Annotated in this window: 13 protein-coding genes; 3 read left to right on the top strand and 10 right to left on the bottom strand. The window is 69.8% G+C overall.

From position 1 onward, the window contains the following. The first annotated feature begins 405 nt into the window (after positions 1-405). Entirely contained in the window at positions 406-1,263 is an 858-nt protein-coding gene (locus AB0M47_RS05090; protein WP_363408591.1) for a DinB family protein, read from the top strand. A gap of 141 nt (positions 1,264-1,404) precedes the next feature. Here the strand turns inward: AB0M47_RS05090 and AB0M47_RS05085 are convergent, their stop codons facing one another. The 6 genes from AB0M47_RS05085 to AB0M47_RS05060 form a co-directional block, all read right to left on the bottom strand. After that, a complete protein-coding gene (locus AB0M47_RS05085) occupies positions 1,405-2,064 on the bottom strand; it encodes a M23 family metallopeptidase (protein WP_363408588.1) in 660 nt (219 codons plus the stop codon). Further along, positions 2,061-2,834, bottom strand: a complete 774-nt coding sequence (locus AB0M47_RS05080; RefSeq protein ID WP_363408585.1) for a replication-relaxation family protein — start codon at positions 2,832-2,834, stop codon at positions 2,061-2,063. Before AB0M47_RS05080 ends, AB0M47_RS05085 begins: the two co-directional genes overlap by 4 nt. Before the next feature lie 254 nt (positions 2,835-3,088). Then, complete coding sequence (locus AB0M47_RS05075; RefSeq protein WP_363408582.1) at positions 3,089-5,485, bottom strand: TraM recognition domain-containing protein; 2,397 nt, start codon at positions 5,483-5,485, stop codon at positions 3,089-3,091. Beyond that, entirely contained in the window at positions 5,485-6,162 is a 678-nt protein-coding gene (locus AB0M47_RS05070) for a hypothetical protein (protein ID WP_363408579.1), read from the bottom strand. Before AB0M47_RS05070 ends, AB0M47_RS05075 begins: the two co-directional genes overlap by 1 nt. 267 nt (positions 6,163-6,429) lie before the next feature. Next, entirely contained in the window at positions 6,430-7,152 is a 723-nt protein-coding gene (locus AB0M47_RS05065) for a hypothetical protein (RefSeq protein WP_363408576.1), read from the bottom strand. 2 nt (positions 7,153-7,154) lie between these two features. Beyond that, positions 7,155-7,886, bottom strand: a complete 732-nt coding sequence (locus tag AB0M47_RS05060) for an ATP-binding cassette domain-containing protein (RefSeq protein WP_363408573.1) — start codon at positions 7,884-7,886, stop codon at positions 7,155-7,157. Between the two features lie 201 nt (positions 7,887-8,087). Here AB0M47_RS05060 and AB0M47_RS05055 point away from each other — a divergent pair, with 201 nt between their 5' ends. Together AB0M47_RS05055 and AB0M47_RS05050 are read left to right on the top strand one after the other, a co-directional pair. Beyond that, positions 8,088-9,215 carry a histidine kinase gene (locus AB0M47_RS05055; RefSeq protein ID WP_363408570.1) on the top strand — a complete coding sequence of 376 codons (1,128 nt, stop codon included), beginning with the start codon at positions 8,088-8,090 and terminating at the stop codon, positions 9,213-9,215. Positions 9,216-9,223: 8 nt separating this feature from the next. Next, on the top strand, positions 9,224-9,856 hold the full coding sequence (locus AB0M47_RS05050) for a response regulator transcription factor (protein ID WP_363408567.1): 633 nt from the start codon (positions 9,224-9,226) through the stop codon (positions 9,854-9,856). Positions 9,857-10,522: 666 nt separating this feature from the next. On the opposite strand, the gene AB0M47_RS05045 is transcribed toward AB0M47_RS05050, so the two are convergent. Genes AB0M47_RS05045 through AB0M47_RS05030 form a run of 4 tightly spaced genes read right to left on the bottom strand, consistent with a single transcriptional unit; the run spans position 10,523 to position 13,238 of the window. Further along, complete coding sequence (locus AB0M47_RS05045) at positions 10,523-11,320, bottom strand: ABC transporter permease (RefSeq protein WP_363408565.1); 798 nt, start codon at positions 11,318-11,320, stop codon at positions 10,523-10,525. After that, on the bottom strand, positions 11,317-12,276 hold the full coding sequence (locus AB0M47_RS05040) for an ATP-binding cassette domain-containing protein (RefSeq protein ID WP_363408562.1): 960 nt from the start codon (positions 12,274-12,276) through the stop codon (positions 11,317-11,319). The genes AB0M47_RS05045 and AB0M47_RS05040 overlap by 4 nt, the downstream gene beginning before the upstream one ends. Further along, the gene (locus tag AB0M47_RS05035) at positions 12,273-12,644 is read right to left on the bottom strand and encodes a hypothetical protein (RefSeq protein WP_363408559.1); all 372 of its coding nucleotides are present in this window, start codon (positions 12,642-12,644) and stop codon (positions 12,273-12,275) included. The genes AB0M47_RS05040 and AB0M47_RS05035 overlap by 4 nt, the downstream gene beginning before the upstream one ends. Continuing rightward, complete coding sequence (locus AB0M47_RS05030) at positions 12,645-13,238, bottom strand: helix-turn-helix domain-containing protein (RefSeq protein WP_363408556.1); 594 nt, start codon at positions 13,236-13,238, stop codon at positions 12,645-12,647. It abuts the gene before it with no gap. Positions 13,239-13,587 lie beyond the last annotated feature (349 nt).

Here is a 13,587-nt window from a genome sequence, read left to right as displayed (position 1 = left end):
GTCGCCTCCTGGGCAGGACGGCATGACGCACGGCATGACCGCATCGCGCGGACAGACGGCCGCGCGGCACGCGTGAGGAAGACCCGAGCGGGTCGAGTGAAAATCAGCCTTGGCGGCGAATACCTGAAGGACTGACCGCTGCAGGTCCTGCCGACCGTGGTGGGTCAGGAAGCAGTCGGTGTCCGGCATCGGCCGGGCTGGGCAGGGCTAAAGAATGGATGAATGTTTCTTCGACGATACGCATGGCCCGCTGGCGAAGTCCACTGTGCGATGATCGATGATCATGCTGTTGAGCTGGGCTGTGAGTACGTGTGAGCGTCGCTGTCCCTGTGACTGGTTCGCTGCAGGGTTGAAGGACTGCCGAGGCCGAGCCCGACCGCATCTGGTGCGGTCGAAGTGGGCGGGTTGAAGCAGCGTCTGTCCGGTGCGGCCAGCGCCTGGACGGTCCAGGCGGCCGAGGGGAGCCTCGTCGTGTCAGCGGGTCTTGTCATAGAGGGCTCCTACGATGTGCCGGTGACGCGATTCGTGCAGCAGCCCGACTACGAGGGTGCGGAGTTCATCGACCTGTCAATGGCCAGCGCGACCTTCCGCGAGGTGGATCTCAGCGGCGCCCGGATGCGTGGCGTGCTGCTGTTGGACGCCGACATCGATGGGGCGATCGACGGGCTGCGCGTTAACGGCGTGGAGGTCATGCCGTTGATCGAGGCCGAGCTGGATCGCCTTCATCCCGAACGGCTGCGACTGCGGCCGACCACACCCGAGGCAATGCGCGTCGCGGTGGATGTCATCGAGGAGCTGTGGCAAGCGGCGCTGCGACGCGCAAGCGCGCTGCCGGAGGAGGCCGCCTACAGGTCAGTGAACGACGAATGGTCGCTGGCCGAAACCCTGCGGCACACGATCTTCGTCGTGGACGCGTGGTATGGCCACGCGGCGGCCCTTCGCCCGAACCCGTTCCATCCGATCGGCGTGCCCGCATCGTTCACGACCAACGGAGCGGAGTTCGGCATCGATGAATCGGCCGCGCCCACCCTCGGCGAAATCCTCGCCGTGCGCGCCGAGCGGATTGCCGATCTGCGCGCGTATCTGGCGCAGGTCACGCAGGAGGAGTTGGATCGGGTGCGGGGGCCGAACACCGCAATCGGCTGCCCGCCGCCTGCCGAACGTACGGCAGCCAAGTGCCTGCAAGTCATCTTCAGCGACCAGTGGGCGCACATGCAGTTCGCCAACCGCGACCTGGCCATCCTGGAACAGGAGTATGCGTGACGCTCCGCAAGGTCAACTGCTACGCCGTCCGTGCAGGTAGCAATTGCTACTCGGTTGATAGGCCGAATGTCGGAACCGACATCTACACCGACCTAATCTTGAGAGACCGAAAGGGTCTATTGAGAACCTACAAGGACCGCGCTATTCCAGCGGCGCCTCCACGGCCTGCATGAATGCGACGGGGTTGATCGCGCCAGAGCTGGATCGGTCCCTGTTCAGGTGGACTTCGTAGTGCAGGTGCGGCCCGGAGGAGTGGCCGCTGCTGCCGACGATGCCGATGATCTGCCCCGTGGTGACGACATCGCCGACGCCGATGGCGGGTCGGCTGGCCATGTGGCAATAGCGGGTGATGACGCCACCGGAGTGCTGGATGTCGACGAACCATCCGCAGCCGGGAACAGTGGGGGAGCCGTCGTGGTCGCAGTCGCCGGTGGACGCGTCGCAGCGGGCGACGATGACGACGCCAGCAGAAGCGGCGCGGATGGGAGTAAAGCGGGTCGCGCCGAGGTCAACACCGTTGTGAGTGGGCCGTGATCGGGTACGGAAGCCGGACACGACACTCGCGTGCACCGGCTGTGTCCACGCCCCGACCGGGCAGGCCGGGCTGCTCGCCGGCGGCGCAGGCGCGGACGAGGTGGTCGGCGGCCCGGCGCTCGCCGTCGCCGGGCTGCTTGCAGCGCTGGGCGACACGTCGCACAGGCCGGGCAGTGTTACCGAGCCGCCGAGGACGGTGCTTGCCAGCCCGCACACCAGAAGCAGCCCGGTCGACACGGTCGTGACGAGTGCAAGAGAGATCTTCACAGCTGCCCGCCGTAGAGGTTGTTGGTCGCGGGTTGGCACGGCAACTGGGTGAGATATAGCCCGGTGTCGTGCCCGGCCAGCCGCCACACCGGGCCGGTCGGCGGGTCGCCGTGCACGGCGGTGGCCACCGGCACGGTGAACCGGACCTTGTCCAGGGCCCGGTGCAGGTTGTCCTCCCGGCTGCGGCTGGGCAGGTGGAACAGGATCGGCCAGCCGGGGCCGCCGTCGGCGCGCAACGCCTCGTAGGCGCGCAGTTTCAGGGCCACATCGCGCAGGGATTCGCTGCCGGTGTCGTGCTCGAGGAAGAACCGGACCGCGCCGTAGCGGCCGGTGCCGTCGGGGTGCACTCGGCGCAGGAACGTCTCGGCGCTCTCGTTGGCCGACAGCCACCAGGCCAGGAGCCCGGTCGGGGCGGGGATCGCGGTGGTCGCGTCGAGCGGCGCGTGCAGGTCGAGGAAGAACTGGTGGCTGCCCAGCCGGTGGTTGAGGACGGGGCTGGCGGCCAGTTGCGCCCACCGTCGGCGCAGCGCGGCGGGGGTGGGCGGGTGCTGGCCGACGGCGGCGGCGTGCCAGTGGGCGCCGAGCGTGCCGATGACCCAGTGCCAGGCGGTGAATCCGCCGCCGGGTTTGGGCCGGTGAAACCGGTTGATCCAGTGCAGTTGCTGCAGTTCGCCGAGCCGGTGTGCGGCGGTGGACGGGCTGCGGAAGAAGGCCTGTGCGAGCTGCGCGGTGGTGAGCACGTCGTGCCGCGCGAGCCAGGAGGCGATCATCAGGTCCCGGTCGGTGAGGTGGGGTGCGATCGCCAGGAGGTCGGCGGGTGCGTGGATACGTCGCTGGTGGTGTCTTGGGGGTTCCCCAGTAGGGGAAGTCTGGGCGGTGACCGGTTCTGTGAGGTCGCCGCTGAGCTGCCAGAACGGCGGCCATGGGCCGGCAGCAGGGGGAGCAGCGCGCCAGAGCCCCCTGCTGCTGCCCCTGCTGCGGGCCCGGTTGCCGAACCATCGGTCGAGGAGTCCTTCGAAGCTGGTCACTGGTCACCGCCGTTGGTGGCGCCGGCTGGGTGTTCGTGGTGGTCGTCGCCTGTTGGATCGGTGCGGGCTGCGCCGTTGTCGGCAAGTAGCGCGGGCAGGGGTTGATCGTCGGGCAGGTCGGCGAGGCGGGCGATGGCCGGCGCCGGGCCGGTGCGAGCCGCTGCGGCTGCGGCGGCTGCCGTGCGGCGCAGGGAATCGGCGGCGCCGACCGGGTCGGGCAGCGGCAGGGTGGTGAGGGTGAAAGCGGGTGTGGCCTGCCGGTCGACGAGCAGCCGGGCGGCGGCGTGGTAGGCGTCGAGGTGTGTGAGGTCGTGTTCGTCGAGTTCGGGCCGTACGTGCTTGACAAGGACGCGGGCGTCTTCCGGCGACACCGCGAAGTAGATCTTGTTGCGGCAGTTGGCGGAGATCGCTTCGGCGGTCTCGCGGGGGAATTGGGTCAGGTTCTGGTGGGCCAGGGTGAGGGAGAGGCGGTAGCCGCGGGCTTCGGCGCAGATCTCGTCGATGCCGTGTGGCAGGTGCAGGAAGTTCTGGGCTTCGTCGAGGATCAGCGTGGCGTCGCGCCGTAGATGTTCGGGCTGGTCGGCGCGGGCGGTGGCGGCCTGCCACACGCTGGCGACGATGAAGCTGCCCAGCAGGTTGCGGGTTTCGGTGCCCAGGGTTCCCTTGGGTAGCCGGCACAGCAGGATCCCGCCGTCGAGGACGGCGCGCATGTCGAAGCTCGACCGGGGCTGGCCGACGACGGTGCGTACGAACGAGCGCATCAGCAGCGCCCGTAGCCGGGAGATGACCGGGGCGATGGCCTGGACTCGCAGCGGTGCCGGCAGCTGCTCGTAGGCGGTCCAGAACCCGCCGAGCCCGGCCGGGTCGTGCAGACCGGCGGTGAGCTTGGCGCGGACCTGCTGGTTGAGCAGCAGCGGTGGGACCAGGGTCAGCATCGGGTTGGCGTGCTGGAACAGGGTGAGCAGCGCTGCGCGCAGGATGTCGTCCATGCGTGGGCCCCAATGTCGGGCGTAGATCCGGGAGAAGATCGACACGAGGTTGTCGACGGCCAGGTCCGGGTCGTCGGCGTCGAGCGGGTTGAACACCGGCGGCGGGTCCTGGCGCGGGTCGAGCAGGACGAGCCGGTCGGCGGCGGTGGCCGGGATCCGGTCGAGGATGTCGTCGACGAGATCGCCGCGTGGGTCGACGACGACCAGGCCTCGTCCGGCGTGCACGTCGGCCAGGGCCAGGTTGGCCAGGAGGGTGGATTTGCCGACGCCGGTCGGGCCGACGATGTGCGTGTGGTGACGGCCGTCGGGCACCGACAGGGCGACCTTGTGCCCGCCGACCTGCGCGACCCCGAGCACCCGGGTGTTGCGGCCGCCGCTGGGCACGGTGACCGGCGGCGCGACGGCTTTCGCGCCGGCGCGTGCCAGGCCCGGCACGGCGACGTCGGTGGGCAGCCCGGCCAGGACAGCTAGTTCCGGTGTGGACAGGACGAACCCGCGTCCCAGCTGCCGCCGGTGGGGATCGGGGTGGGGCAGCCGGACGGGCCGTAGCCGGTTCGCGCCGGTGTAGACGCCGAACGCGGACCCGAACCCGGCCGCCAATGCGGCCGCCCGGTGCCCGGCCGCGGCCGGGTCCTGCCCGGTCGGGCAGATCACCGTGTAGGTGACCGACGTCTGCCAGTGCGGGCCGGCGGCCAGCTTGCCGGCCACCAGCCGGGCCCGGCCGTCATCCGGCCGGGCGGCCACGGTCCGGGGGCGGGGCGTGGCCCAGAGCAGATCGGCCAGCCACCGCCAGCCCGCCATCCGGCCGGGCTGGCCGTGGCCGGCCGTGGCCAGGCGGCCGACCCGCCACCCGGCCGCCGGCCGTGCCAGGATCTGCACGACCGCGGTGTCCCCACCGGACAGCCGAGTACCGGCCGCGACCAGCTGCCGAAGCGGGTCCGTCTCGTGCTTGGTTTGCAGCGGCAGACCGTGCGCCAGCGCCAGCACCAGGCCGCCACCGGCGGCCACACCTTGCTGGTGAGCAGGTGCCGCAGGTTCGACGGTGACCGTCGACGACGGCCACGCCCCGCCGGCGACCGTGGCCACCGCGTGTGCGTCGGCCGCCCGCGGCACCCACACGGCCACCGTCAGCTGCCGCCGCGACCACCGCAACTCGAAACTCACATACGGCCGGCCGAGCCACCGCCGCCAGCCGTGGCCGCGCACCACCGCGGCCATCGTGGTCCAGAACTGGACCGCCCCGGCCACGTCGACCGTCGGCGGCGGCACGATGCGCACCTGCACCGCGTCCACGGCCAACCGGCGCGACGACCGCCACGCCCACAGCCGGCCACCGGTCATCACACCGGCCAGCACCAGCGCGGCGACCGCCATGACGATGTCGCTGATCGCGATGCCGGCCATCACAGCACCCCCGATGTCAGCGCTGTGACGAGCTTGCGCGCGGCTCGATGCCGGCGTACGCGCATCGTGTCCAACCGCAAGCCCATCGCTGCGGCCACGGCATCGTCCGAAGCCTGCTCCAGCCGCGTCGCGGCGAGCAGCCGGGCGTCCCTGTCGCTGATCACGCCCAACGCGACCGCGTCGACCAGGACGAAGTCCGGATGGCCGCACCGCCGGTGGTCGACGTGCCGATCGAAGTCGGGCAGCAGGAGCTCGGCCAGACGGGGCTGGGAGCGGGCTGCGTAGCGCCGCGCGGCCCACACCAGCCGGGCAGCGATCGCCGGGCGGTCCAGGTCGAGCCGGGCCACCGCGTCCAGGAAACCGGCGACCAAGCCGGCCTCGATCTCGTCGCGGTCGCTGCCGCGCACCCGCTGCAGCATCCGGGCATGCCGTGCCAGCCCCGGCAAGGCCATGCCCGCCGTCGCGACGACCCATGCCGGTTCACCGTCACGCGCCAGGCCCACCAGGCGCTGCCATGCCCAATCCTTGTCTGCCAGCGGCGTGTGGGCGTGCAGAAGCTGATCGCGCAGCCGCGCCAGCGGCACACCGTTCAACGCCAGCGGGTCCGGTTCCGCCGTCAACGCCACGAACGACGCCTCCACGATCCGCAACGCCGACATCCCATGGCTGAGAGCCATCGCTAACCTCCTCGAGCTCGGGAACACCACGAACCCGTCCAGAAGGCCAGCTCACACGCTCACACAACCCCCTCAGGCGACTCACACGCGCTCACACCGCCCGGCTCGCAGCGCCTGTGTGAGCGCCTGCTTACCGGCGACTCATTCACACGCGCTCACACGTGCGCGATGCGCGACATCCGTCGATGCGCACGTGAACGGCCTACGGCTGTTGGCGCGCCTCAGCCCGGGTGGGCGGTGGCCCCACCCGGGCGGCCGGTGCCCAGGTCAGCGCACGTCGGCTTGGATCACCCGTCGAAAGCCGATCAACGAGGGGAGCGCTATCCAGACGACGAAGGAGGCCAGGGCGCGGGGAACGTCTTCGCCCACCACTGCCATGTCGAGCCACCGGAGCACCTCGCCGGCAGTGGGGCTGGCCGTTCGAAGCAGGCCCACCAGCATCGGCCACGTCAGCACGACGACGATCGCCGTCGGCGCGTTGCCGATCGCCAGGGCGAGGGCGTAGCCCGTCAAGGCCAGCGCGATGTTGACCAGCGTGAATCTGAAGAGGTCGCTGGCGTCGACGGTCCAGACCAGTGCCGAGCGGGTGGCGAGCGCGCCGACGGGGCCGATGACGACGGCAGCCGCCAGCGCCAGGGGAGTGATGGCGGCAGAGACGGCGACGGCCGCGCTGGCCTTGGCGAGCAGGACTCGATGCCGGCGGGGCGTCAAGGCGTACGTGGTCAACGCGGTGCGGTGCGTCCGCTCGGCCGTCACCAGCAAAATCGCGATGACCGGGCCGAGTGTCCCCGCTGGTACTCCGGCCAGCAGCGCGATGTCGCCTACGGTGGCAGGCTGCCGATAGAGCACCGCGCCGGCGCCGAAGACCCCGCTCAGGACCACGGCGACCGCTGCGAGGACCATGCCGGACCGGGTGTCGACGAGTTTGCGCAGTTCCACGAGGACCAGGACGCCGAACGGGCGTGGTCGGTCGATGGGCGGCGTGTGCATGGTCACCACCTGCTTTCAGCGTCGGCGGGGCGATCGTTGCCGCCGGTCAGCGTGAAGTAGACGTCGGCGATGCTGCCGTGCTGAGCACGCAGCCGGTCCGGGGTGTCGTCCGCCAGGACCTTGCCTGCCCCGATGATGACCAGCCGGTCGGCCAGCCGCTCGACGTCGGCCAGCTGGTGACTGGAGAGCAGCACGGCGCATCCCTGGTCGGCGCGGCTTCGCAAGAGGCCGGCGAGCCACCGTTGGCCCTGCGGGTCCAGCCCGTTGGACGGCTCGTCGAGGATCAGCGCGCTGGGTCGGCCCAGCAGCGCCGACGCCAGCCCGAGCCGCTGCCGCATACCGAGCGAGAAGGCCCGGACCGCTTTGCCGGCTGCCGTGCCAGGCAGTCCGACCTCGTCGAGGACCTCGTCGACCCGGCCGGGTGGCAGCCCGATGGTGCGTGCGGCCAGCCGAAGCGACTCACGTGCGGTACGCCCCGGATGAAAGCAGTCGGCGTCCAGCAGCGACCCGGCCACCAGCGTCGGGTTCGGCCAGTCGGCGTAGGGCCGGCCGGCGATGGTGGCCTGGCCCGTGTCCGCTCGAGCCAGGCCGAGCAGGATCCGCAGGGCGGTCGATTTGCCGGCGCCGTTGGGACCCAGCAGGCCGACGATGGTGCCCGCGTGCACCTCGAAGGAGACCCCGTCCAGCGCCGCGGTGTCCCGATAGCGCTTGCTCAGATCGGTAAGGGTGATCATGCGTTCAGCAAACTGCGGGAGGCGGCGCCGCCGCTGCGGGCGAAGGGCTCAACCGGGCGGGCATGACGCTCGCGGTCGGGCATCGGAACAGGCCAGTCGGCTACGGGATGAAGCCGATGGTCTCCACGACCCGCCAGCGGAGCTCGCTAGTCTGGCCGAGTGACACCTTCCGCCCGTGTACATCAGCCCAGCCCAGGGCGCGTGTTCGTGGCTCTCGGCGGGGCGGTCGCGGCGCTGTTCTGGCTCTATCACCTCGCGGCCTTCCTCTCGCCGGCCGAACGGCCCTGGCACATGATCTTGGTGCAGAGCGTCGCCGGGCTCACGGCGATCGTCGCGTTGACCCTGTGGCGTCGATCCGCGGCGTGGTGTCTCCTCATCGTCGCTGGTTGCCTGTTCCTCAGCCCGGCGAGCGTCGGCGCGGCGTTCGCCGTGCAGGCGGCCTATGCGCTGCGGCGCGGCCGGTCGCTGGTCGTGCTCGTCACCGGAGTCGGGCTCGTGGCGACGAAGATCGCCCAGTTGCTCATCGGCCCGTATCACCGTGGCTGGATGGTCGCATCGACGGTGGAGCTGACCGTGGCTGTGGCGGGGCTGGCCGGGGCCACGCTGACGGGCTGGTTGCTGCGCAGCGTCTCCGCTGAGCGGACGCTGCGCGAGGACGCGCGGGTCGCCCGCCGCGACGCCGAGCACGCCCGGATGGAGCAAGTACGTCTGCAGGAGCGGGAGCGGATTTCTCGCGAGATGCACGACGTGCTCGCCCATCGGATCTCCCTGGTCGCCATGCACGCCGGTGCCCTGGTCTATCGGGACGATCTGGACCCGGAGACCACCCGGGAGACGGCCCGAGTCATCCACGGCAACGCCAAGCAGGCCCTCGACGAGCTGCGGGCAATCCTGTCCGGCCTCAGGGACGGCACCGGCGACCGTCCGGAACCACCTCAGCCGACGCTGCGGGAGCTGCCGGTCCTGGTCGCGGAGGCCCGCTCGACCGATACGCCGGTGGGACTCGCCTTGACCGCGACCGGGCTGGACGACCTGCCCACACAGGTGAGCCGCTCGGCGTACCGGATCCTCCAGGAAGGGCTGACGAACGCCCGCAAGCACGCGCCCCAGGCGCCAGTGGAGGTACGCGTCGACGACGGCCCGGACAACTCGATCGTCCTGAAGGTCGGTAATCCGTTGAGCCGCGAGGAGGACCAAAGGCCGGCGGGTGCTGGTCTGGGCCTGGTGGGAGTCGCCGAGCGGGCGCAATTGCTGGGCGGCACTGTCACCGTCGGGCCGGTCGACGGCCGCTTCGAGCTGACCGTGACCCTCCCGCGGCCGAGCGCATGATCAGGATAGTGATCGTCGACGACGATGCTCTGGTACGCCGCGGACTGCACCTGATCCTGCGGGCCGACGCCGAGTTGGAGATCGTCGGGGAGGCCGACGACGGCGACCGGGCGCTCCAGGTCATCCACGAGACGGCACCCGATGTCGTGTTGCTCGACATCCGGATGCCGCGGCTGGACGGGCTCGCCGTCATGGAGCGCCTCGCCCGGCTGGCGTCGCCGCCCCACGTCATCATGCTCACGACGTTCCAGGCCGACGACTATGTCCTGCGGGCACTGCGTATCGGCGCACGGGGCTTCCTGCTGAAGGACACCGACCCGCCGGACATGATCAACGCCATCAGGGCGGCGCACCGTGGAGAGCCGGTGCTGTCGCCGTCGGTGACCGCGACCGTCATCGCCGCTGCCACCGGACATCCAGCGGCGGACCCCCGGATCGCGGCGGCTGCCGCATCGCTTTCGCCACGTGAGCGCGAGGTCGCGGTGGCCCTCGCCCAGGGGATGTCCAACGTAGAGATCGGCCGGACGCTCTACCTCAGCCTCGCCACGGCCAAGACGACGGTGACGCGTATCTTCACGAAGCTGGGCGTGGACAACCGCGTCTCGGCGGCGATGATGATCCGGGATGCCGGGCTGCTCTGATACCTGTCGTCACGCCGGCTGTGGGCCAGCGCGCCGGACGGTGCAGCTGCCGGCAGCGGCGAGCGCTGGCATTGCTCCCGACGGCCTGTTGAACCCGGCGATCACCGCGGTGGACTCGCTCGCCGAGGTGCCCGATCAGTTGCTTGCCGGAGCAACGGTGACGGCACGTTCGTTGGCCGCGTGGAACGCCACCCGGGACCCAGGAAGACGCCAGTCGCGAAGCCACCGGTCGAGAAGTCACCGGTGGGGCAAACCCGTGAGCTGCGCAAGGACCTGGCCGCCGGGTTCCGGTGGACGCTGTCCCACGCCGCTGTGCGTACCCTTGACTTGACGATTTTGATCTTCAACGTGACTCGGTGCGGCCTGGAGCGTGCTGGTCCTCTACGTCCAGGATCGTCTCGGCCTGGGTCGGTCGGTTTCGCCCTGATGACCACGGTGGGTGCGCTCGGCGGTCGTAGGCTCGCGAGGTTGAGATCCGGGCGAACCTGGGTTAATGATCCCAATAGTCGCAAGACGCGTCACGGTCGCTCTTGGGGCCAGGGATGGCCTCGTTCGGCGCGGGCATGAGGGCCGACGGATGCCAGGCCAAGGTCCGCAGTTCGCGATCGTGTCATGACGTCGCCTTCATGGCGCTCTTCCTCACGGCCGTCGACGTTGGGCCGGTGGTCAGGTGACGTCGCGGCGCATCGGAACCATGACAGCGGCGACGGCCGCGCTCATCGCGTAGGCCAGGAGCAGGAGCGCGCCGGCGACCGGCGGCAGCAAACCCACCGACGTCGTGGATGTCTGCTGTGAGATTGCTTCGGCGAGGTAGGTGAAGTCGGTCAGGGCGGCGGTGGCTCCGCCGGGCAGGAACGGGTAGAGCTGGTTCACCCCAGGGATCAGCATCAGCAGGGTCTCGCCCAGATACAGGTAGCCGATCACGATGGACAGCGCCATGACTTGATGGCGCACGAGGGCACCGACGCCGACGCCGATCAGCAGGTACGCCGCCATCGCCACGCCGATCCGGGCGAGCAGGCCGATCACGGTCAGGCCGGGCAAGCCCAGCGGGATGCCCCGAGCCGCGGCGACACCGAACAGCGCGATCGCTGCGGTGCCGGACAGGATCAGCCCGAAGGCCAGCCCGGCCATTCCGTACGTGATGAGCTTCGCCCACAGGACCAGGGAACGACGTGGGGCGAACAGGAATGTGACGGCCGCCGTACGGTGCCGATATTCGGAGGTGACCGCGATCGTCCCGACGGCGGCGGGGATGAACGCGGTGTAGCCGACGATGCCGAGAATCGACCGGACACCGGATTCGGTGTCCAGGCCCGGCATGCGTGGCTGGAAGTTCTCCGACCCGACCAGAGCCATCGCGCCGACCATGCCGCCGCCCAGGAGCGCCGCCGCGAACAGAAGTCCCCACCACATCCGGGTTGCCAGCAGACGACGGATCTCCGCTGTGATCAACGATGTCACCTTGCACCTGCCTGTGTCAGAGGGGTCGGCCCAGCCAAGACCGGCTTGTCGGCGGCCAGCTTGTCGGCAGTCAACTGGAGGAACAGCTCCTCCAGATTGGAGCCTTGGGTAGTGAGTTCGTGCACTCGCAACCCCTGCGCGGCGGCAGCATCGGCGACGCCCGCAGCGTCCAGCCCGAACACCCGCAGGCGGCCAGGGCCGATCGGTTCGACGCGCGACGTCGACGGCTGCGCCGCAAGGACGTCGGCCAGAATGTCGGCGTCGGGGCTGCCGACCAGGATCGAGGGCGGCCCGGCCAGCTGGGACCAGGGTCCGGCGGCGATCAGCTCGCCGTGCCGGAGCACCACCACATCGTCGGCGAACTGCTCGATCTCGCTGAGCACGTGGCTGGAGATGAGGACCGTGCGACCTTCGGCGGCCAGCCCGCGCAGGAAGCCACGCAGCCAGGAGATGCCCTCAGGGTCGAGGCCGTTGCTGGGCTCGTCCAGCAGCAGCACCCGCGGATCGCCGAGTAATGCTGTCGCCAGGTTGAGGCGCTGCCGCATTCCGGTGGAGAACGTGCCGGTGCGCCGGTTCGCAGCGGAGGCGAGGCCGAAGCGGTCCAGTAGTTCGGCCACCCGGCTGTCGGGATGTCCGCCCATCGCGGCGTACACCCTCAGGTGGTCGCGGGCTGTGTGTCCGGGGTGGAAGGCGTTGGCGTCGAACACCGCGCCGACGACGCTGGAGGGGCGGCTGAGCTGGGCGTATCGCTGTCCGCCGATGGTCGCCGTGCCGGAGGTCGGCGTCACCAGGCCGGTCAGCATGCGCATGGTGGTCGTCTTGCCGGCGCCGTTCGGGCCGAGGAAACCGGTGACGACACCGGGCTGGACGGTGAAACTGACATCGTTGACTGCGGTGAGCGTGCCGAATCGTTTGGTCAGGTGTGAGACTTCGATAGCCAGGCGCGTGTCGGTCATCGGCGCGCCCCTGCCTTGTGCTGGATCGCCTGGACGAGGCTCGCGGCCGCCGGATCAGAGACGATCACCTCATCGAATTCGCCTCCGGATACCGGACGGTCCAGGACCAGATGAACCCCGGGCGCGCCGTGGCGGGCCGCTACCAGCTGCCGTGGACCGGCGAACATCCCCCACACACCCACCTTGGTGTAGCCCGACACGACCAGGCCTCGGCGAGCGCCACGGGCCAGGCTCAACGGACGCTCCACATAGGCGGCACCACGGATCGCAGCGAGCGGAATGACCTGACGCTCACGGCCGACCCACAGCCGCTCCCACCCACTGAACCGGATGGTGACCGCTTCCTCGGCGAACGTTATCGATGCCATTTATGGGTTTCCTTTCGCTTCATCGTCACCGCTGGGCGCCTCGACGCTGGTGTCCACCTGTGGCCTTGCCGGCATCAAGATGGTCGCCAGCAGGCGGGGTTGGCGTCCGTCGCCCGGCTGGTTGTTCAGGAGCGGGCCGAGGATCGCGCTGAAATCGGCCGCGAACTTGGCGAGCTCCGCATCGGACAGCTGCATGACGATCTGGTGATAGCCGACGCCGTCGGCGACGAAGTCGATCTGCTCCCGCTGGAGATAGCGGCTGAACTCCGCCAGCAGGCTCGTCATGAACGCTGTGAAGTAGCGGTCGTGGTCCTGCGGCGTGGCCGTAGCCAGAGCTGCCGTGTCGGGCGTTGCGCTCGCGGCGAGTGCGTACACGCGCTCCACTGCCCCACGGATCTTGTGTTCCTCCACCACCTCCAGCAGGCCGCTGTTCACCAGCACCGTCAGCTGCCGATAGAGCGTGGCCTGCGGGACATCGGGGAGTAATCCGACGAGCTCGCGTGTGGTCACCCGGGCACCGGCAACCGATCGCAGGATCCGGATCCGGACCGGGTGCAACGCCAGCTCGGCCCAGCTCTCCTTGGGGTTCCGCATGACGGCAACATTATCATTCTCGATAACGAGAACAATGGGCGAGCGACATGATCCACGTCACCGTCGGTTCGACAGCGACAGCGACAGCGACAGCGACAGCGACAGCGACAGCGGCCATGGTCCAGCCGGCCCCGGGCGGGGTTCGACGCCGTCGCGCGGGTTCCGGCACGACCCGCCGCCCGGTCGAGCCCGGCGAGGCAGGGAAGTAGCAACCTGAGGCTGAACGCCGACATAACTGTGTATTCGCATGCATGGTGCTGTCAGTATCATGGCAGCAGTCGGCAGCGGGGAGAACCTGATGGATCTTGGTGGTTCGTCTTTAAGACCGCCTCAGCAGTCACCCTCAACG

This window comes from Hamadaea sp. NPDC051192 (assembly GCF_040682475.1).
Taxonomy (GTDB): domain Bacteria; phylum Actinomycetota; class Actinomycetes; order Mycobacteriales; family Micromonosporaceae; genus Hamadaea; species Hamadaea flava.
Note: the sequence above shows the minus strand (reverse complement) of the source record. Positions and strands in the feature narration are given on the sequence as shown.